The sequence below is a fragment of the [Zimmermannella] alba NBRC 15616 genome, from assembly GCF_001570905.1.
GTDB classification, from domain to species: domain Bacteria; phylum Actinomycetota; class Actinomycetes; order Actinomycetales; family Microbacteriaceae; genus Pseudoclavibacter; species Pseudoclavibacter albus.
The window spans coordinates 71,274-90,759 of sequence record NZ_BCSO01000005.1 but is presented as its reverse complement, the minus strand read 5'-3'; the positions used below and the strand labels follow the sequence as shown (position 1 = coordinate 90,759).

Annotated in this window: 16 protein-coding genes; all 16 read right to left on the bottom strand. The window is 64.3% G+C overall.

Translation table 11 applies throughout. The features are described 5' to 3' along the window. Positions 1-37 precede the first annotated feature (37 nt). Positions 38-3,547 carry a DNA polymerase III subunit alpha gene (dnaE, locus tag ZAL01S_RS05220; protein WP_083523087.1) on the bottom strand — a complete coding sequence of 1,170 codons (3,510 nt, stop codon included), beginning with the start codon at positions 3,545-3,547 and terminating at the stop codon, positions 38-40. A 57-nt stretch (positions 3,548-3,604) separates the two neighbouring features. After that, complete coding sequence (locus ZAL01S_RS05215) at positions 3,605-4,534, bottom strand: RluA family pseudouridine synthase (protein ID WP_066080740.1); 930 nt, start codon at positions 4,532-4,534, stop codon at positions 3,605-3,607. Beyond that, entirely contained in the window at positions 4,531-5,157 is a 627-nt protein-coding gene (gene lspA, locus ZAL01S_RS05210) for a signal peptidase II (RefSeq protein ID WP_066080738.1), read from the bottom strand. The genes ZAL01S_RS05215 and lspA overlap by 4 nt, the downstream gene beginning before the upstream one ends. Before the next feature lie 20 nt (positions 5,158-5,177). After that, positions 5,178-5,993, bottom strand: coding sequence for a DivIVA domain-containing protein (locus tag ZAL01S_RS05205; RefSeq protein WP_066080735.1), 816 nt, complete (start codon positions 5,991-5,993; stop codon positions 5,178-5,180). A gap of 172 nt (positions 5,994-6,165) precedes the next feature. Continuing rightward, positions 6,166-6,456 (bottom strand): YggT family protein, encoded by a 291-nt coding sequence (locus ZAL01S_RS05200; protein ID WP_066080732.1) that lies wholly within the window; start codon positions 6,454-6,456, stop codon positions 6,166-6,168. A 69-nt stretch (positions 6,457-6,525) separates the two neighbouring features. Continuing rightward, a complete protein-coding gene (locus ZAL01S_RS05195) occupies positions 6,526-7,029 on the bottom strand; it encodes a cell division protein SepF (RefSeq protein ID WP_066080729.1) in 504 nt (167 codons plus the stop codon). Between the two features lie 30 nt (positions 7,030-7,059). Then, positions 7,060-7,785 carry a YggS family pyridoxal phosphate-dependent enzyme gene (locus tag ZAL01S_RS05190; RefSeq protein ID WP_066080727.1) on the bottom strand — a complete coding sequence of 242 codons (726 nt, stop codon included), beginning with the start codon at positions 7,783-7,785 and terminating at the stop codon, positions 7,060-7,062. Positions 7,786-7,788: 3 nt separating this feature from the next. After that, positions 7,789-9,072, bottom strand: coding sequence for a cell division protein FtsZ (ftsZ, locus tag ZAL01S_RS05185; protein ID WP_066080724.1), 1,284 nt, complete (start codon positions 9,070-9,072; stop codon positions 7,789-7,791). 198 nt (positions 9,073-9,270) lie between these two features. Then, positions 9,271-10,125, bottom strand: a complete 855-nt coding sequence (locus tag ZAL01S_RS05180) for an FtsQ-type POTRA domain-containing protein (RefSeq protein WP_066080720.1) — start codon at positions 10,123-10,125, stop codon at positions 9,271-9,273. Then, on the bottom strand, positions 10,122-11,531 hold the full coding sequence (gene murC, locus ZAL01S_RS05175; protein ID WP_066080717.1) for a UDP-N-acetylmuramate--L-alanine ligase: 1,410 nt from the start codon (positions 11,529-11,531) through the stop codon (positions 10,122-10,124). Before murC ends, ZAL01S_RS05180 begins: the two co-directional genes overlap by 4 nt. Positions 11,532-11,630: 99 nt before the next feature. Continuing rightward, on the bottom strand, positions 11,631-12,713 hold the full coding sequence (gene murG, locus ZAL01S_RS05170) for an undecaprenyldiphospho-muramoylpentapeptide beta-N-acetylglucosaminyltransferase (RefSeq protein WP_066080714.1): 1,083 nt from the start codon (positions 12,711-12,713) through the stop codon (positions 11,631-11,633). Beyond that, positions 12,710-13,966 carry an FtsW/RodA/SpoVE family cell cycle protein gene (locus ZAL01S_RS05165; RefSeq protein ID WP_083523086.1) on the bottom strand — a complete coding sequence of 419 codons (1,257 nt, stop codon included), beginning with the start codon at positions 13,964-13,966 and terminating at the stop codon, positions 12,710-12,712. Before ZAL01S_RS05165 ends, murG begins: the two co-directional genes overlap by 4 nt. Next, positions 13,917-15,434 carry a UDP-N-acetylmuramoyl-L-alanine--D-glutamate ligase gene (gene murD, locus ZAL01S_RS05160; protein WP_244875341.1) on the bottom strand — a complete coding sequence of 506 codons (1,518 nt, stop codon included), beginning with the start codon at positions 15,432-15,434 and terminating at the stop codon, positions 13,917-13,919. Before murD ends, ZAL01S_RS05165 begins: the two co-directional genes overlap by 50 nt. Next, entirely contained in the window at positions 15,431-16,531 is a 1,101-nt protein-coding gene (gene mraY / locus ZAL01S_RS05155) for a phospho-N-acetylmuramoyl-pentapeptide-transferase (RefSeq protein ID WP_066080708.1), read from the bottom strand. The genes murD and mraY overlap by 4 nt, the downstream gene beginning before the upstream one ends. Further along, positions 16,528-17,934 (bottom strand): UDP-N-acetylmuramoyl-tripeptide--D-alanyl-D-alanine ligase, encoded by a 1,407-nt coding sequence (locus ZAL01S_RS05150; RefSeq protein WP_066080706.1) that lies wholly within the window; start codon positions 17,932-17,934, stop codon positions 16,528-16,530. The genes mraY and ZAL01S_RS05150 overlap by 4 nt, the downstream gene beginning before the upstream one ends. Then, entirely contained in the window at positions 17,931-19,478 is a 1,548-nt protein-coding gene (locus ZAL01S_RS05145) for a Mur ligase family protein (RefSeq protein WP_066080704.1), read from the bottom strand. Before ZAL01S_RS05145 ends, ZAL01S_RS05150 begins: the two co-directional genes overlap by 4 nt. Positions 19,479-19,486: the final 8 nt, after the last annotated feature.

Here is a 19,486-nt window from a genome sequence, read left to right as displayed (position 1 = left end):
CACTCTTGTGCCCAGGCACCACGGCAAGCTGCTTGGATTACTCGAAGCAGCCCGGCCCGAGCAGTGCCTTGAGCTCGCCGTACAGGCCCGCAGAGAGTTTCACTCGGTGCGGGAGCTCGAAGTGTCGAACGGTGTCCTGCCCAATGAGGTTGAGCTTGACGTCCGAGACACCATCGTGACGGCGCAGCATCCGGTCAAGCTCACCGACGAGCGACTCGGTCGCCCGCTGCTCGAGGAGATTCAGGATGAGCGGACGCGAGTCCTCCCCCATCGAGAGCTTCGGCACCGTGAGCCCCTGCGCGTGCACGTTCATGCCGTCGTCGCGCATCGAGACGCGGCCACGCACCGCAACGATCGTGTCAGCCACGAGCTGCGTTTGGTACTCCTGGTAGGTCTTCCCCATGAACATGACGGTCATCTCGCCGACAAAGTCTTCGACGGTGATGATGCCGTAGGGGTTACCGGAGGTCTTCGCCACGCGGTGCTGGACGCCCGTAACTAGGCCCGCGATCGTGACCTGCTCGCCGTCCTTCACCGTCTCGGATTCGAGCAGTTCCAGGATGTTCGTCGAGGCGAGCTTAGCGATTTCACCTTCGAGCCCGGCGAGCGGGTGGTCCGAGACGTAGAGGCCCAGCATGTCGCGTTCGAAGGCGAGCTTGTCGCGACGGTTGAACTCGGGCCGGTCCGGCACACTCGCCTGCTCGTCGATGAAGTCGTCGAGGCCAGCGAAGAGGTCAACCATGCCGTGGGCCTCATTGCGCTTCGTCGAGGAAGCCTCGTCGATCGCCTGCTCGTGGATTTCCATGAGCGCACGGCGGGTGTGGCCGAGCGAATCGAAGGCCCCCGCCTTGATGAGCGATTCGATCGTGCGACGGTTCGTCACCGCGAGCGGCACCTTCGCGAGGAAGTCGTGGAAGTGGTCGAAGGCACCCTTCTCTTCGCGGGCCTCCTTAATGAGCTCCACGACGTGCGCGCCAACGTTGCGAACCGCCCCCATGCCGAAGCGAATGTCCTTGCCGACTGCCGTGAAGTCAACCGAGGAGGCGTTCACATCCGGCGGGAGCACCTTGATACCCATGCGGCGGCACTCGTTGAGGTAGAGACCGAGCTTGTCCTTCGAGTCACCCACTGAGGTGAGGAGGGCCGCCATGTACTCGGCCGGGTAGTGCGCCTTGAGGTACGCCGTCCAATACGAGACGACACCGTACGCAGCGGAGTGCGCCTTGTTGAAGGCGTAGTCCGAGAAGGGCAGCAGGATGTCCCAGAGCGTCTTGATCGCGGCATCCGAGAAGCCGTTGTCACGCATACCCTTCGAGAAGCCCTCAAACTGGCGGTCCAGTTCAGCCTTCTTCTTCTTACCCATCGCGCGACGCAGAATGTCTGCTTGGCCGAGGCTGTAGCCTGCGACCTTCTGCGCGATCGACATCACCTGCTCCTGGTAGATGATGAGGCCGTAGGTGCCTTCGAGGATCTCGCGGAGCGGCTCTTCGAGCTCAGGGTGGATGGGCACGATCGCCTGCTGGCCGTTCTTGCGCAGCGCGTAGTTCGTGTGCGAGTTCGCGCCCATCGGGCCGGGGCGGTAAAGCGCGAGAACAGCCGAAATGTCCTCGAAGTTGTCGGGCTTCATGAGGCGCAAGAGGCCTCGCATTGGGCCACCATCGAGCTGGAAGACACCGAGCGTGTCTCCTCGCGCCAAGAGCTCATAGGAGGCTCGGTCGTCGAGGTCGAGGTCTTCGAGCACGAGCTTCTCGTTGCGATTGTGCTCGATGTTCCAGAGGGCGTCAGAAATGATGGTGAGGTTGCGCAGCCCCAGGAAGTCCATCTTGATGAGGCCGAGCGATTCACAGGCCGGATAGTCGAACTGCGTGACGATCTGGCCGTCCTGCTCGCGCTTCATGATCGGGATGATGTCGATGAGCGGTTCGCTTGACATGATCACACCGGCCGCGTGCACACCCCACTGACGCTTGAGGTTCTCGATACCCGAGGCGGTTTCGAAGACCTTTTTGGCATCCGGGTTCGTTTCGATGAGCGTTCGCAACTCACCCGCTTCGCCGTAACGCTTGTGCTCGGGGTCGAACACACCCGAGAGCGGGATGTCCTTGCCCATCACCGCAGGCGGCATCGCCTTCGTGAGCTGCTCACCCGTCGAGAAGGGGTAGCCGAGCACGCGAGAGGCGTCCTTGAGCGCCTGCTTCGCCTTGATCGTGCCGTAGGTCACGATCTGCGCGACGCGCTCCGAACCGTACTTTTCGGTGACGTAGTGGATGACTTCACCGCGACGGCGATCGTCAAAGTCGACATCGAAGTCGGGCATCGAAACGCGGTCCGGGTTGAGGAATCGCTCGAAGATGAGGCCGTGCTTGAGCGGGTCAAGGTCGGTGATGCGCATCGCGTACGCGGCCATCGAACCAGCACCCGAACCACGGCCCGGACCGACGCGAATGCCATTGTCCTTCGCCCAGTTGATGAAGTCGGCAACCACGAGGAAGTATCCCGGGAAGCCCATCTGCGTGATGACCTGGATTTCGTAGTCAGCCTGCTTGCGCACCTCATCCGGGATACCGTCCGGATAGCGGTAGTGGAGGCCTCGGTCGACTTCCTTCACGAACCACGTCGCCTCGGTCTCCCCCTCCGGGACCGGGTAGCGCGGCATGTAGTTCGCGTCTTCGTCGAACTCGGCCTGACAGCGCTCTGCGATGAGGAGCGTGTTGTCACAGGCGTCCGGATGGTCACGGAAGATGTGCCGCATTTCCTGCGCGGACTTCAAGTAGTAGCCCGAGCCGTCGAACTTGAAGCGGTTCGGGTCGTCCATCGTGGAACCCGACTGCACGCACAGGAGCGCCGCGTGAGATTCAGCATCGTGCGCGTGCGTGTAGTGAAGGTCGTTCGTGGCAACGAGCGGAATGCTGAGCTCTTTCGAGAGCTTCAACAGGTCACCCATGACCCGGCGTTCGATGTCGATGCCGTGGTCCATGATTTCGCAGAAGTAGTTGTCTGCGCCAAAGATGTCGCGGTAATCGGACGCGGCCTTCCGTGCTTCCTCGTACTGGCCCAGGCGTAGTCGCGTCTGGATCTCGCCCGAGGGACATCCCGTCGTCGCGATGAGCCCCTTCGAGTACTCCTGCAGGAGCTCACGGTCCATGCGGGGCTTGAAGTAGTAGCCCTCAATGGATGCGCGACTCGAGAGGCGGAAGAGGTTGTGCATGCCCTCGGTTGTTTCCGAGAGCAGCGTGATGTGCGTGTAGGCACCCGAACCGGACACGTCATCGCCGCCGCCTGAGCCCCACTTCACACGGGTGCGGTCGCCGCGGTGCGTGCCCGGCGTGAGGTACGCCTCGGTACCGATGATCGGCTTGATGCCGCGCTGCTTGGCTTGCTTCGCGAACTCGTACGCACCGAAGACGTTGCCGTGGTCGGTGCAGGCGATCGCCGGCATCCCTTGCTCCACGACCGCGTCCATGAGCTCGTTGATGCGGGCCGCGCCGTCGAGCATCGAGAACTCGCTGTGAACGTGCAGATGAACGAAAGAATCCGGCTGCGACACTTCACACTCCTCGACGTCACGAAGCTCTCAGTCTACGCGCTCCGGGGGTCTGCCGAGCTAGATGAGCCCCTCCCGGAGGAGCTCGAGTGAGTGGGCCAGATCGCTCGGGTATTCGGTGCGGAACACAACGTGTTCGCCGCTGCCGGGATGCGTGAATCCGAGCTCCACCGCGTGCAGCCACTGGCGGGTGAGGTCGAGCTTCGCGGCGAGCTGCGGGTCGCCGCCGTAGAGCGGGTCGCCGATGCAGGGGTGCCGCTGCGCCGCCATGTGGACGCGAATCTGGTGCGTGCGGCCCGTCTCGAGGTGCACTTCGAGGAGCGCGCCACGGCGGAACGCTTCGATCGTCTCGTAGTGAGTGACGCTCGGCTTGCCGTCGCTCGTGACGGCAAACTTCCATGAGGAACCGGGGTGGCGGCCAATCGGGGCGTCGATCGTGCCGGCGAGCGGGTCGGGGTGACCCTGCACGGCCGCGTGGTACACCTTGTCGACCGTGCGCTCCTTGAAGGCGCGCTTCAAGTGTGTGTAGGCGCGCTCGCTCTTCGCGACGACCATGAGGCCGCTCGTGCCAGCGTCGAGGCGATGCACGATGCCCTGGCGTTCCGGCTGCCCGGACGTCGAGATGCGGAATCCCGCCGCGGCCAAGGCGCCGAGCACGGTCGGACCGTCCCAGCCGAGCGAGGGGTGCGCGGCGACGCCGACTGGCTTGTCGATGACGACAAAGTCGGCTTCATCGTGGATGATCGTGAGGTCCGGCACCTCAATCGGCACGATCTCTGCCGTGCGGGGTGAAGCCCATTCCACTTCGAGCATGCTTCCCGCGCGCAGGCGGTCGCTCTTGCCCACCGGCTGCCCGTCGAGGCGAATCCCGCCCGCTGCCGCCGCGTCGGCGACCACCGTGCGGCTCAAGCCGAGCAGCTTCGCGACACCCGCATCCACGCGGGCTCCGTCGAGACCGTCCGGTACCGGCAGCATTCGTGATTCGCTCATGAGTCCTTCTCGTTCAACACCGACGGCGACGCGTCTCTAGCAGCATCGGGATGTCCAGCCGTGCGTGCCGCATCGGCCGCATCGCGCTGCTTCTTCGAGCGGCCACGTTGTCCATCCAAGCCGACGTCCAGCAGCGACAGGATGACGACACTGCACATGCCGACCACAATGCCGCAGTCTGCCACGTTGTAGATCGCGGGCATCATCCACGGCGTATGGATGAAGTCGATGACGTGTCCGACGCCGAAACCCGGTTCGCGCATGAGGCGGTCGGTGAGATTCCCGAGCACTCCCCCGAGCACGAGACCAAACACGATCGCCCACGCACGCGAGCGGATGCGCTTCGCGAGCACGACAATCGCCACGACCACGAGCAGCGCAATCGCCGTGAAGATCCACGTGGAGCCCGACGCCATCGAAAACGCCGCACCCGGGTTCCGCACAAACGTCCAGTACAGGACGCCATCAATGACCGGCGTTGAGGTGCCTTCGACCAGATGGCCGAGCACCCACACCTTCGAGAGTTGATCCGCACCGTACAGCGCAAGAGCGACCACCGGGATGAGCGCGAGCGTGGCTGCGCTCCCCCGAGGTCGCTCTTGGGGTGGCGTCGGATCACTCATGGAGTGTTCCGACACGGGCCTTACTTCGCAGGCTTTGCCTCGGCCTCGCCCGACTGACGGGTGAGGTCGTTGAGCTGGCCCTCAATATAGTTGCGGAGCTTGATGCGGTAGTCACGCTCGAAGACGCGGAGCTCTTCGATGCGGCCCTCGAGCTGCTGCTTCTGCTCGTCGAGACGCGTGAGGGTCTCCTTCTCCTTGGCCTGAGCCTCGGCGAGGATGTCCTTGGCGCGAGCCTCTGCGTCTGCGGTCGTCTTCGTGGCCTGCGCCTCGGAGTCCTGCTTGAGCTTGGTCGCGGCGGCCTGAGCCTCGGCGATGAGCGACTCGCGTTTCTTGTTACCTTCGGCGACGTGCTCGTCGTGGAGGCGCTGAGCGAGGGCGAGCAGGCCGCTCGAGCTCTGCGTCTCGTCGACACCCTGAGCAGCGGTGGCAACGCCTGCACCAGCGGCAGCACCGGCAACGCCTGCACCAGCGGCGGCGACGGGCGTTGCAGCAGCGTTCTTCTTGGCCTCTTCGGCCTGAGCCTTGGCGTCCACGGCCTCCTTGCGTGCGGCTTCGAGCTGCTTGCGGAGGTCTTCGTTCTCACCCTCGAGGCGCTTGATGGCCTCGGTGTCTTCCGGACGTGCTTCAACAGCCGCAGCAGGAGCCTCGGCAACAGGAGCAGGAACTTCAGCCGGGGCTGCACCGCCCTGGCGGAGCTGCTCGTTCTCAGCGAGAAGACGGCGGAGCTCGACCACCACCTCATCGAGGAAATCGTCAACCTCGTCCTGGTCGTAACCCTCGCGGAACTTCGTCTGCTGGAAACGCTTGTTCACGACGTCTTCGGGGGTAAGTGCCATGAGCGTGCCACCTCGAAACTTTCTCTGTCGAACAGATTTGCACCGGCAAGAATACCGGCAGGATCCATGGGGAATCCTGTCCGCACCGTTCGAAGAGAACCGGCGCACCTTTCACATTACGACACGTGAAGTGCGTTCGTCACATCTGAACGATGCAATACTTCAGAGAAAACTAACGGATGAACATGACGAGTGTGCCGAGAAAACTCAGGGCAACCATCACGACGATCCACGCAAGATCCAGCGAAACATCACCAACACGAAGCGGCGGAATCACCTTTCGAACGAGCTTCAAGGGCGGATCCGTGATCGTGTAGATCGCCTCGCAGAGAACGAGCAGCACTCCCTTGGGTTTCCATGAGCGGGCAAAGACGAGGATCCAATCCAGGATGAGCCGCCCCCACATCATGGCGGAGAAGACGGTAATCGCGAGGCGCAGCACAATGCGCACAACATCAAGCATGGGAATCCCTTTCACAGCACGCGGGGGCGGTATCGCGAGTGGATACCGCCCCCGGCGCTCGACGTCTTCTTAGGCGAAGAACGAACCGTCCTTGGCATTGTCTTCGCTGCGCGTGTCACCGTGCACGTTGACGTGCTCCGGCGAGAGCAGGAACACGCGGCTCGTCACACGCTCGATCTTGCCGTAGAGGCCCTGTGTGAGGCCCGAGGCGAAGTCGATGAGGCGGCGAGCGTCGGCGTCCTCTGCCTGCGAGAGGTTCATGATGACCGGGATGCCATTACGGAAATTCTCGGCAATGAGCTGCGCGTCCTGGTTGTAGGCCTTCGGGTGGACCGTGAGGATCTCGTTCATGTCTCCTGCCGAGGGGGTCGGGACGGCCTTCGGGCCGCGAGCAATAGGGGTGACGGGAGCGGGGCGGCTTGACTCGGCGTGCTCGTCAACGCGGACAGGCTGCGGAGCGCTCACGTGCTGACGCTGCGGCTCCGTCTCGCGCTCCTGCACTGCGTCGTCGTACTGCTCGTCTTCTTCCGCGAAGCCGAAGTACGCCATCGCGTTTCGCATGAGATTTGCCATTCGTAGACCTTCCGTTCGCCTACCTTCACGCTACGTTGCGAGCGGTCGTTTCCCGGTGATTGCCGTGCCGATTCGGAGGTGTGTCGCACCACGTTCGATCGCAGCCTGAAAATCTCCTGACATTCCCATCGAACGCTCACTCGCGCCTGGGAAGCGTGTTTCGAGGCGCTCCGATGCCCGCACGACGCGGTCGAAGGCTCGCTCGGGGGATTCGTCGAGCGGCGCGATGGCCATGACACCGCGGAGGGTGAGAATGGGCGACTCGTTGATCGCCTCGGCAAGCTGCAGCAGTTCATCCTCGCTCGTGCCACCGCGACCGTCGTCGCTCGTGAGGTTGAGCTGCGCGAAGGCACCGATGGGATTCTCGCGCTCGTCGGCGAGCGGCGCGAGCGCATCGACGAGGGCAATGCGATCGATCGAGTGGATGACGTCCACGTAGCGAGCAATCTGGCGTGCCTTCTTGCTCTGGATCTGCCCGATGAAGTGCCAGGTCACACCGTCGAGCGCCTCGAGCTCAGCGACCTTGTCACGAGCTTCGGGATGCCGACTCTCGCCGAAATTGCGCTCGCCGAGTTCGTGGAGGTCACGAATGAGCGAGGCCGGGTGGAACTTCGTGACGACAATGAGTTCCGGCTCGTTCATTCGACCGGCTGCGCGCGTTGCCTCGCGGATGTCGTTGCGGATACGGGCGAGGCGCCCGGACAGCGAATCAACTTCGCTGCGACCGGACGCCTCGTCGTGGTACGTGGTACCCATGCCTTACTTCAGGAAGTCCGGGATGTCGTACGGATCGTCCGAGACGTCATCGATGGGTTCTGCCGGCTGGTTCGGACGGATGGTGGGTGCTTCCGCGGTCGACCACGCGGGAGCCTGTTGCGGAGCCTGGGCCTCCTGCGGAGCCACCTCACTGCGTGCCGGCACCGGCGGGGCCTGGAACACACCGTTCTGGCTGTACCCAATGGCGCCGGTCTGCTGCGGCTCGACCTTTGCCTCGTTCGAGACGGCGGGTGCAGCCTCACCCTTGGGCTGTGCCTCGGGCATCGGGATGGCGTGGCCGGGCTTCGCCGCCTGGGCCGGAGCTTCGACTGCCTTCGGCTCGCCACCTTCGAAGCCCGCGGCGATCACCGTGACACGAACCTCGTCGCCGAGGGAGTCGTCGATGACGGCACCGAAGATGATGTTCGCTTCCTGGTGGACCGCTTCCTGCACGAGCTTTGCAGCGTCGTTGATCTCGAAGATGCCGAGGTTCGAGCCACCCTGGATGGAGAGGAGCACACCGTGGGCACCTTCGATGGATGCTTCGAGCAGTGGTGAGGCGACGGCGAGCTCGGCGGCCTTGATCGCGCGGTCGGCTCCCCTTGAGGCACCGATACCCATGAGTGCGGAGCCTGCGCCCTGCATGACCGACTTCACGTCGGCGAAGTCGAGGTTGATGAGGCCCGGGGTCGTGATGAGGTCGGTGATGCCCTGGACACCGGCGAGGAGCACCTGGTCGGCGGTCGAGAACGCTTCGATCATCGAGATGCCACGGTCGGAGATCTCGAGGAGGCGGTCGTTCGGCACGACGATGAGCGTGTCGACTTCTTCCTTGAGGGTCTGGACGCCCTGCTCGGCCTGCTGCATGCGACGGCGGCCTTCGAAGGAGAAGGGCTTCGTGACAACACCGATGGTGAGCGCGCCGATCGACTTTGCGATGCGGGCCACGACGGGGGCACCACCAGTACCGGTGCCGCCACCTTCACCTGCGGTCACGAAGACCATGTCAGCGCCAGCGAGGGCCTGTTCGATCTCTTCGGCGTGGTCTTCCGCTGCGCGGCGGCCAACCTCCGGGTCGGCACCGGCACCGAGGCCGCGGGTGAGTTCGCGTCCGACATCGAGCTTCACGTCGGCGTCACTCATGATGAGCGCCTGAGCGTCCGTGTTAATGGCGATGAATTCGACGCCACGAAGACCGAGCTCGATCATGCGATTGACGGCGTTGACGCCACCACCACCGATACCGACGACCTTGATGACGGCGAGGTAGTTGTTCGTGTTTGACACGGTATCCGGCCCCTCGTTGTCGCTGTTGCCCTAGAACCTTCAACCTCACCTTGAAGGTGAGAGATTGCCGGTTCGTGGGCTGATTAGGCCTTACGTTATGAGGCCTCGATCACCGTTTCCGCAAAAGCCAAGGTGTGTCGCAAGGTTCACGGCGAAGCCGCCTCAAGCTCAGCTTGAAGGTGAAGGCCTGGGATGGCGTTACGGAGCTGGTGGCGCAGGAGGCGCGGGCTGTGCAGGCGATGCTGCAGGGTCGGGTGCAGGCGAGGGCGGGTTCGTCGCACCCGGCTGTTCGACGGGGCTCGTGCGCGTCACAGGTGCATCCGGGCTCGTCACGTCATAGCTCACGATCTCGGGTCCGGTGAGCTGGCGAAGCATCGCAAAGACTTCTGCTTTGCGTGCAGAATGCTCGGCGCTCCCCCATACGACCGTGTCGCCGTCGCGAAGCTTCAGGGTGACGCCATCGAGGGAACGTGCTTGCACGCTCTCAACCTGCGCTCGAAGGTCATCCGGCAGGGCACCTGTCACCGCGGCGGCGGCTTGGAAGCTTGGCGAGCTGGGCGTGTTGTCCTCGAGCTCAAATCGCGGAACGTCCTGAGGTGCCGTCGGCACCTGCTCGAGGGTCACGCCAGCGCCATCCACGATCGCGTAGCCAGCCGGCACGTTCACAGCGCCAAGGCGTTCACGCTCGGTGATTTCGACGACGAGGGTCGAGGGTGGTTCGAGCCGGAAATCATAGCTTTGCACCTCGACCATTCCGTCCAGCCGCTCGCCAATGTCGGCGTTCGTCACGAGCGCGAGGGGCTTGTCACCGAGGTCAGCGAGCGCGGCCTGCACGGATTCGACGGGAAGCCGCTGCGTCCCTTCAACCCGGACCTCGCGCACCGAAAGGAACGGCGAGAACACCCCGACCGCAACGAAGGCGATGAGAGCGGCGAGGATGCTGAGAGCAGCAATGAGCTGGCGGCGACGACGTCGGCGATGGCGCGCAAACCGCGCGGAACCATCAATGACGGTTCCGTCGGCTGCGCGCTCACGCCGCGTCACAGGCTTCACGCCGTGGCTGCAGCTTTCGCTTCAAGGGAGGCAAGCACCTGCGGGATGATCCGGTACACGTCACCGCAGCCAAAGGTGATGATGAAGTCGCCAGGCTTCGCGATCTCGGCAACCGTGTCGGCGGCATCCTGCCAGTCCGGTCGGTAGTGCACCTTGCTCGGGTCGGCAAAGGCGCGCGACACCAGTTCACCCGTGACACCTTCGACCGGGTCTTCACGGGCACCGCACACATCAAGCACAACAGTCTCGTCGGCGAGTCGCTCGTAGGCCTTCGCGAAGACGTGGCTCATGGCCTGCGTGCGGCTGTAGAGGTGTGGCTGGTGGAGGGCGATGAGGCGCCCTCCACCGACAACCGTGCGTGCGGCGGCGAGCGCTGCTTCCACCTCGGTCGGGTGGTGGGCGTAGTCGTCGTAGACGCGGACGCCCGCGACTTCACCGTGGAGTTCAAAGCGGCGCTTCGTACCACCAAAGGCCTTGAGCGCTTCGAGCGCTGCCGCCGGGTCGTGGCCGAGAACGCTGAGCACGGCAACAACACCGGCTGCGTTGATGGCGTTGTGGTGACCGGCGACCGCGAGTTCGCCCTCATAGTCAGTGCCCTGCCAGCGGATGGTGAACGTCGTGCGTCCACCGGTCGACACGATGTCGCTCACGCGCACATCCGCGTCGTCCGCTTCACCGAATGTGATGACGCGTTCGTGCGAGAGGCGGCCGGTGACTTCGACGGCGAGCGGGTCGTCGCTGGAGATCACGACAGCTTCCGAGGCACGGTCGGCGAAGTTCACGAAGGCCTGTTGGAACGCGGCCTCGGTGCCGTAGTGGTCGAGGTGGTCGTTGTCGATGTTCGTGATGAGCGCAATCGCGGTGTCATAGAAGAGGAACGAGCCATCCGATTCGTCTGCTTCGACGACGAACTCAGTGCCCTTGCCAATGTGCTGGCTCGTGCCGAGTGCCTGGATGACGCCGCCGTTCACAAAGCTCGGCCCAGCACCGAGACCGTCCAGCGCGGTCACGAGCATGCCCGTCGAGGTGGTCTTGCCGTGGGCGCCCGCCACGGCGACAAGGCGTGAATTACGGGTGAGCCACACGAGGGCCTGCGAACGGTGGAGCACTGTGAGGCCGCGTTCCCTTGCGAGGACGAGCTCGGGGTTGTCCGGCCAAAGAGCGCTCGTGACGACGACCGTGTCGGCGTCGCCGAGGTTTGCCGCGTCGTGACCGATTTCGACGCGTGCGCCTCGTGCACGGAGGGCGCTCGTGTTGTCGTTCTCCGAGCGGTCAGAACCGGACACCTCAAGACCGCGGTCCATCATCATACCGGCGATGCCGCTCATGCCGGAGCCGCCGATACCGATGAAGTGCACCTTTCCCAGGACGTCGGGAATCTGGGCTGTGGGATCAGGCGAAATCATGTTGCTCCTTCAACGGTGTGTCCGGTTGGCACACGCAGCTAACAGGGTACGACCGTGTCCGCTGTGCGCCCCGAGATCCTGCGCGCGTCGCCTGGAGTGTTACGCCGTCGCGCGGGACGCGTCGCGGGCGGCCAGGATGAGCTCGGCAACGCGCTTCGCGCCGTCTCGAACACCGTGGGTCTTGGCACGCTCCGCCATGGCAGCGAGTCGCTCCGAATCTTCGAGGAGCGGGAGAAGTTCGGCGCGGCCCCACTCAGGCGTGAATTCGCCGTCACGCACGACCATGGCCGCATCGGCTGCCACGAAGCTCGCAATGTTCACGGCCTGCTCGCCGTTGCCGACGGGATACGGAATGAAGAGCGTCGGGAGCCCCACAGCCATAAGCTCAGAGGCCGTCGAGGCACCAGCGCGCGAGACAACGAAGTCGGCGGCGGCGAACGCGAGATCCATCCGGTCGCAGTATTCGAGGACGTGGTAGCCGGGAATCTTCGGGTCATCGAAGGGCGAGAGACGGCCGACGACGTGGACGAGCTGCCAACCCTTGGCGACGAGATCCGGCCCGAGCGCGCGGATCGTGTCGTTGAGACGCTTCGCTCCCTGGGATCCGCCAGTGACCAGCAGCGTCGGCTTCCCCGCATCGAGACCGAACGCCGCAATCGCTTCAGCACGGGATGCTTCCCGGTCAAGTCGTTCGATCTCGCGGCGCATAGGCATCCCCGTCACCTCGGCGTTGCCGAGCTTCGTGTTCGGGAACGTGACGGCGACGTGCTGCGCCCAGCGGGCACCGAGGCGATTCGCCAGGCCAGGCTTTGCGTTCGCTTCGTGGATGATGAGCGGGACACGGCTCTTCGCAGCCAGGTAGGCGGGAGCGGCGGCGAAGCCACCAAACCCGGCCACCACGTCCACGTCTCGCTTCCCCATGAGCGCGCGCAGCTGCTTGACGGTCGCGCGAAGGCGGGGCAGGAAGGTGACGGCCTGCGCGTTCGGGCGACGCGGGAACGGAAGCTTCGGGATGATCGCGAGTTCGTAGCCGCGTTCTGGCACGAGTCGGTACTCGAGGCCCTCCCGCGTGCCGACGACGAGGATCTCGGTGTCGGCATCGAGTTCACGAAGCGCGTCAGCCACGGCCAAGAGCGGGTTCACATGTCCGGCGGTGCCGCCACCGGCGAGCAGAATCGTCATCGTGTACGGGTCCTTTCCGGGCTGGTACGCGTCGGCTGCTCTTTCGCGAGGGAGAGCACGATGCCGGCGGCAAGCATGGTGGTGATGAGGGCGGATCCGCCCGAAGAGACGAACGGCAGGGGCACACCGAGCACCGGCAGCAGTCCCAGCACGACGGCGATATTGACGAAGGCTTGGAAGGCGATCCAGACGAGGAAGGCGCCCACCGCGGTGCGTGTGAAGGTGGTGCGTGAATGGCCGATGACCTTGACGAGCACGACGATGAGGCCGACGAAGAGCGCGATGACACCCAGACAGCCGAGCATGCCGACCTCTTCACCGATGATGGCGAAGATGAAGTCGTTGTCGGCTTCTGGCAGCCACGACCACTTGGCGCGGGAGTTGCCGAGCCCCTGCCCGAAGATGCCGCCCGCGGCAAGCGCGTACAGGCCGTGCGAGGTCTGCCAGCAGAGGTCCTCGTAGTCGCACTGTCCCGTGAAGAAGCTCGTCATGCGAGCGACACGAATCGACGAGGTGCTCGCGAGGGCGAGAGCACCGGCAACTGCGGCACCGACCGCGATCCCAATGTGGCGGAGCGGCACACCGCCGAACCACATGCCGCCAAGGACGAGCGCCCCGATGACCATCGTGGTGCCGAGGTCCTTACCGATGATGATCGGCCCGATAATGACACCGAGCCAGATGACGAGCTTCGGTGCGTAGTTCATCAAGCGGTCGAGCTTGCCGCGGTGGTCGTCAAAGAACTTCGCAATCCAGATGATGAGCGCTGTCTTGGTCGCTTCCGCCGGCTGGAAGGTGAAGCCGCCGATGCTCAGCCAGGCTCGGTTCTCCCCCACCGAGTATCCGAGGGGTGTGAACACGAGAAGTTCAAGCAGCAGAGCGAGCAGGATGGCCGGGGTCGCAAGCTTCCGCCAGATCGCGGCAGGTTGCCGCATCGCGATGACGAGGAAGGGCAAGCCGATCATCGCGGTGATGAGCTGCTTAATGAACTTGCCCGAGAAGTTCTCCCCCGCCGCGAACTGTTCCACGGCGGAGCTCGAGAGCACCATGACGAGGCCGAAAACGACGAGCGCGAGCACAAACGAAAGCAACTGCACCGTTGTCGGGTCGAGGACCCGCTCGTGCGAACCAAGCCGAACGCGAACCGCGCCGCCGGAGCTCGGGGACGTTGGTGCGACGCGTTCGAGCTTGACGCCGCGAACCTTAGCGCTCGTCGGTGCTGTCGTTGCCGTCCTCGGTTGACGCTTCGACATGCGGCGCCTCCCCGAGGTTGTGCACGGCCTCGGCGAAGTGTTCGCCGCGGTCGCTGTAGCTCTTAAACTGGTCCATCGATGCTGCTGCCGGGGCGAGGAGAACGGTATCCCCTGCCTGGGCCAGGCGCGCTGCGTGGGCGACGGCCTGAAGCATGACCGCTTCAGTTTCGTCGACCTGGATCTCAACGAGCGGCACCTCGGACGCGTGTTGCTCGAACGCGGCGAGCACCTCGCGTCGGTCACGGCCAATCACGATGGCTGCGCGGAGGCGCTTCGCATGGTCGCGCACGAGCGGGGCAATGTCGACACCCTTGAGTAGGCCCCCGACAATCCACACGACGTGCTCGCGAGCACCGAGCGACGCCGCGGCGGCGTGCGGGTTTGTGGCTTTGGAGTCGTCGATCCATTCCACGCCGTTGAGCTCTCGCACGAACTGGTTGCGGTGCGGGTCGACCTGGAAGGTGTCGATCGCGCGGGCAACAGCCTCGGGCGAGACACCAATCGCGCGGACGAGCGCTGCCGCCGCGAGCACGTCAAAGACGAGGTGCGGTGCGAGCATTCGGCGAGTACCAAGCTGCTCGATCGTGCCGATCTCGAGGGCTGAGGTACGGCGGGATTCGAGGAACGCACGGTCGACGAGCACACCGTCCACGACACCGAAGTCGCTCGGGCTCGGGACGCCAAGGCCGACACCAATGGCACGGCACCCCTCTTCAACATCCGCATCTTCGACGAGTCGACGCGTTGCTTCATCAGCCAGGTTGTAGACGCAGGCAGTCTTTGTGCGTTCGTAGACGCGACCCTTCGCGCGGCGGTACGCCTCCGCATTGCCGTGCCAGTCGAGGTGGTCGTCCGCGATGTTCGTGACGACAGCAGCGTCGGGCGCCATAGTGTGCGTTGAGTGGAGCTGGTAGCTCGAGCATTCGACGACGAGGACGTCGAAGCCTTCCGGGTCGCGAATGGCGTCAAGGATGGGCACGCCAATGTTGCCGCAGGGGGCGGCGCGAAGGCCATCCGCGAGGGCCATGTAGGCCGCAAGCTGCGTGGTCGTCGTCTTGCCGTTCGTGCCGGTCACCGCGAGCCACTTTGGGGCCGTGCCGGTCTTGTCGCGCAGGCGCCATGCGAGCTCGAGGTCACCCCAGACGGGAATCCCCTGCTCAACGGCCCAGGCGTAGATCGGGTGGTGGGGTGCGAAGCCGGGCGACGCAATGACGAGCTCCGGCGCGAACTTACGGAGCTCCTGGGGCACCTCGGGTAGGCCCGGTTCAATGAGATAGCGGACACCGAGTACGTCCAGGATGCGCTCTCGATCCTCGTCGTGGGCACCCGCGAGCACGAGGAGCTCCGCACGGAGTTCGGCGAGTGTGTCGGCGACAGAAAAGCCGGTCATGCCGAGGCCGAGGACGGCGACACGCAGGCCGCTCCAGTCGTCGTGCCAGCTCGTCAGAGCGTCGGTTCGGGCGCTCACAGGCTGGCCGTCCACTCGGCGTAGAAGAGGCCGACACCGAGACCCGCGCAAATGCCGGCAATGATCCAGAAGCGAACCACGATCGTGGTCTCCGCCCATCCCTTGAGCTCGAAGTGGTGGTGAATCGGGCTCATGAGGAAAATGCGCTTCCCCTTGGTGATCTTGAAGTAGGCGCGCTGAACGATGACCGAACCGGTCGTCATGACGAAGAGACCACCGATGAGGACGAGGAGGAGCTCCGTGCGGGTCAGGATCGCGAAAGCTGCGAGCGCGCCGCCGAGGGCGAGCGAACCCGTATCGCCCATGAAGATCTGTGCGGGCGAAGTATTCCACCAGAGGAAGCCGATGAGTGAGCCGCAAATCGCGGCCGCCACGATTGCGAGGTCAAGCGGCGCGTGCGTCACGTAGCAGGCTGCCTGCTGGGCGTCGGCGACGCGTTCGGTGTTGCACATCTGATTGAACTGCCAGTACCCGATGACGCCGTAGGAGCCGATCGAGATGATCGAGGCACCCGTGGCGAGGCCGTCGAGACCGTCCGTCACGTTGACCGCGTTCGATGTGGAGGTCGTGATGAGGGCTACCCAGGCGATGACGAGGATCGTCCCGACGAGCGGGCCAGCGAGCTGGATGAAGTCGATCGGCAGGTCGCGAATGAACGAGACACTCGATGAGACGGCAGGAACGCCGAGCGTGCTGTGGAACTGCAGACCAACGAACGCAAAGATCGCGGCCACAATGACCTGACCGAGCACCTTCCACCAGCCTTCAAGGCCGAGCGACTGCTGCTTGTGCACCTTGAGGTAGTCGTCGAGAAAGCCGACGAGACCGAGTCCCACCATCATGCCGAGCGTGAGCAGGCCGGAGGCCGTGGGGCGATCAGAGGTGATGAGAATCGCCACGAAGTATGCGAGCACCGATCCGATGACGAAGACGATGCCGCCCATGGTGGCGGTGCCGCGCTTGGAGAAGTGTCCCTGTGGACCGTCCGAGCGGATGAACTGTCCCCACTGCAGCTTGTGGAAGGCACGAATAAACAGCGGCGTCATGAACAGCGTGAAGATGAGCCCCACACTCGCCGCAAGAATGATTGAGATCACGCGTAGTGCTCCGCAAGTCGGTCGCCGAGGTGGCGAAGGCCAGCTGAGTTGGACGACTTCACGAGGACGAGGTCACCCTCGCCAAGGTACTTCGTGAGGAATTCGAACGCTTCGTCCTGGTCCTCAACGAACACCGACTCGCCATCCCACGACCCCTGGGCGATGGCGCCGAGGTGGAGGGCGCGAGCTTCACGACCCACGACAACGATCTGGGAGATGTTCAGACGAACGGCGAGGAGGCCGAGGCGGTCGTGCTCTTCGACGCTGTACTCGCCAAGTTCTGACATGGCGCCGAGGACAGCGACGGTGCGCTGTTCGGGGGCTGCGATCTGCGCGAGCGTGCGCAGCGCTGCCGCCATCGAGTCGGGCGATGCGTTGTAGGCGTCGTTGATGATCGTGAGCGGCGTGCGCGTGAGCACTTCCATGCGCCAGCGTTCGGCACGGGTCACGCGTTCGAGTGCGTCGCGGATCTCAGTGGCCGGGACACCCTGCGTGTGCGAGGCAGCTGCCGCAGCAAGGGCGTTCACCACGTGGTGCTCACCGATGACGGCAAACTGCACGCGAACCGGCTCCTGGCCGGGCAGATGCATCGTGAAGCTCGTCCCGTCGATCGAGGTTTCCACATCGCTCGCGCGGACATCGGCATCGTCGCCACGACCGAACCAGAGGATCTGAGCCTTTGTCTTGTCTGCCATGGACGCGACGCGGGCGTCGTCCCGGTTGAGGACCGCCCAGTCTTCGGGCCCGAGGTCTTCGACCATTTCGGTCTTCGAACGGAGCGTCGTCTCGATCCCACCGAATTCACCAGCGTGAGCAAGGCCGACGGTGAGGACGATACCCACATCGGGCTTTGCCATCTTGATGAGGCGACGGATCTCGCCAGGTGCGCTCGCACCCATTTCCGCGATGAGAGTGTCCGTGTTCTCGGTGGCGCGGCAGAAGGTAATCGGAGCACCAACTTCGTTGTTGAAGGAGGCGATCGGCGCGACGGTCTCGCCACGTGCCGAGAAGATCTCGCGGAGCAGGTTTTTCGTGGTCGTCTTGCCGTTCGAGCCGGTCACGGCAATCTCGGTGAGCTTCCCGAGAGCCTTCACACGTGTGATGACTTCTCGGGCGAGGTCGCCGAGCGCGACGACCGAGTTCTCGACGACGATCTGGGAGACAGAAAGCTCAAGCTCACGTTCGACGATGCAGAGCACAGCGCCCGCCTGGACGGCCTTCGGCGCATACAGGTGACCATCGGTGACCTCGCCGGGCTTGGCGACGAAAATGTCGCCGGGCGTGATTTCACGCGAGTCGGTGTCGACATACCCGTTGACGATCGTCTCGGCGGTATCGCTCCCGCCGAGGACAAGACGTCCCGAGACGGCCGTGGCGATCTCGGTCAGTGAGAGATCAATCATGCGTCCCAACCTGCCTCTCGCAGTGCCTGACGTGCTTCTTCACGCGCGCTGTACCCGATCTTCTTACCGCCCACTTCGGAGGCCGTTTCGTGGCCGGGGCCAGCGATGAGGATCGTGTCGCCCTCGCGCGCCATGTTGACGGCTTCGCGAATGCCAAGTCGTGCATCCGCGATTTCCCGAATGTCCTTGTGCGGAGCTGCCGCGCGGGCGGCCTCGAGAAGGGTCGCGCGGATCGACGCCGGGTCTTCCATGCGTGGGTTGTAGTCGGTGATGATGACAACGTCGGCGAGTTCGGCCGCGATGCGTCCCATGGCAGGGCGCTTCATCTTGTCGCGGTCGCCGTCGGCGCCGAAGATCATAATGAGCTTGCCTTCGGTGAACTCACGCAGCGCACCAAGGGTCTGCTCGAAAGCGTCCGGCGTGTGGCCGTAGTCGAGCACGAAGCGCGGTCCGCGCTCCCCCGAGATGAGTTCGGTGCGGCCAGGAACGTACGCCTTAATGAGTCCGTCACGCTCAAGCACGTGCGCGATTTCGCCGAGGTCGTAGCCCGACTCAACGAGCATTGCGATGGCAAGACCCGCGTTAGCTGCCGAGAACCAGCCCGGGAGCGGCACTTCCGTGGTGATGCTTCGCCCGTCGGGGGCGATGAGGGTGAAGCGGGTGTTCATACCCTCGCGCTTGCCGAGCTCTACCTTCCAGTCGGCGTCGATCTCGGGTCGCGAACTGATCGTCGTGAGCGGGATGCGCGATTCTTCGACGACGCGCTTGCCCCACTCCGAGTCGAGGGAGACGACACCGCGACGCGCGCGCTCCGGGGTGAAGAGCTCGAGCTTCGCCTTGAAGTACTCCTCAAAGTCGGCATAGTCGTCGAGGTGGTCGTGCGAGAGGTTGAGGAAGCCAACAACGTCAAACAGGATGCCGTCGATGCGGTGACGGGTCACGGCCTGCGCCGACACTTCAATGGATGCGGCGTGCACGCCCACTTCGCGCATACGGGCGATGAGTGCGTGGAGTTCGCTGGCTTCCGGGGTGGTGAGCGCGGCCTCAATGCGCTCCTCGCCGATGCGGCGCTCGACGGTCGTCGTGAGGCCGGTGACAACGCTGAGCTGACCGAGGATGGCGTCGAGGATGTAGGCGACGGACGTCTTGCCATTCGTGCCCGTCACGCCGTAGAGCTTCGGCTCATCCGGGTCGGTGCGGTACACCCAACCCGACACTTCCCCGAGTGCGAGGCGGGGGTCCTCCACGATGAGGACCGGCACGTCGACGCCTTCCTCACGCACGAGTTCCGCGCCAGCGGCGTCGGTGAGGATGGCCACTGCACCCTGTTCAACAGCGTCGCTCGCGAACGTCGCGCCGTGGACGCGCGCGCCGGGGATTCCGACGTAGAGGTCGCCGGCATCGACGTCCCGGGACGAGACCGAGACGCCGGTGACTTCGACGCGCTCGAGATCGAGCTCGTCGTCGTCGAGGCCAAACGCAGCCGCGAGTTCAGAGAGCGAACGCGGCACGGGGTGAAGGGGGCGAATACTAGCGGCGGGCATGTCTTCCT

Excerpts from the sequence above, each read along its gene's own strand:
- ZAL01S_RS05215 (WP_066080740.1), bottom strand. The coding sequence starts at position 4,534 with ATGAGCGAATCACGAATGCTGCCGGTACCGGACGGTCTCGACGGAGCC.
- ZAL01S_RS05195 (WP_066080729.1), bottom strand. The coding sequence starts at position 7,029 with ATGGCAAATCTCATGCGAAACGCGATGGCGTACTTCGGCTTCGCGGAA.
- murG (WP_066080714.1), bottom strand. The coding sequence starts at position 12,713 with ATGACGATTCTGCTCGCCGGTGGCGGCACCGCCGGACATGTGAACCCG.
- ZAL01S_RS05150 (WP_066080706.1), bottom strand. The coding sequence starts at position 17,934 with ATGATTGATCTCTCACTGACCGAGATCGCCACGGCCGTCTCGGGACGT.
- lspA (WP_066080738.1), bottom strand. The coding sequence starts at position 5,157 with ATGAGTGATCCGACGCCACCCCAAGAGCGACCTCGGGGGAGCGCAGCC.
- murC (WP_066080717.1), bottom strand. The coding sequence starts at position 11,531 with ATGATTTCGCCTGATCCCACAGCCCAGATTCCCGACGTCCTGGGAAAG.
- ZAL01S_RS05145 (WP_066080704.1), bottom strand. The coding sequence starts at position 19,478 with ATGCCCGCCGCTAGTATTCGCCCCCTTCACCCCGTGCCGCGTTCGCTC.
- ZAL01S_RS05190 (WP_066080727.1), bottom strand. The coding sequence starts at position 7,785 with ATGGGTACCACGTACCACGACGAGGCGTCCGGTCGCAGCGAAGTTGAT.
- ZAL01S_RS05200 (WP_066080732.1), bottom strand. The coding sequence starts at position 6,456 with ATGCTTGATGTTGTGCGCATTGTGCTGCGCCTCGCGATTACCGTCTTC.
- ZAL01S_RS05205 (WP_066080735.1), bottom strand. The coding sequence starts at position 5,993 with ATGGCACTTACCCCCGAAGACGTCGTGAACAAGCGTTTCCAGCAGACG.
- ZAL01S_RS05165 (WP_083523086.1), bottom strand. The coding sequence starts at position 13,966 with ATGTCGAAGCGTCAACCGAGGACGGCAACGACAGCACCGACGAGCGCT.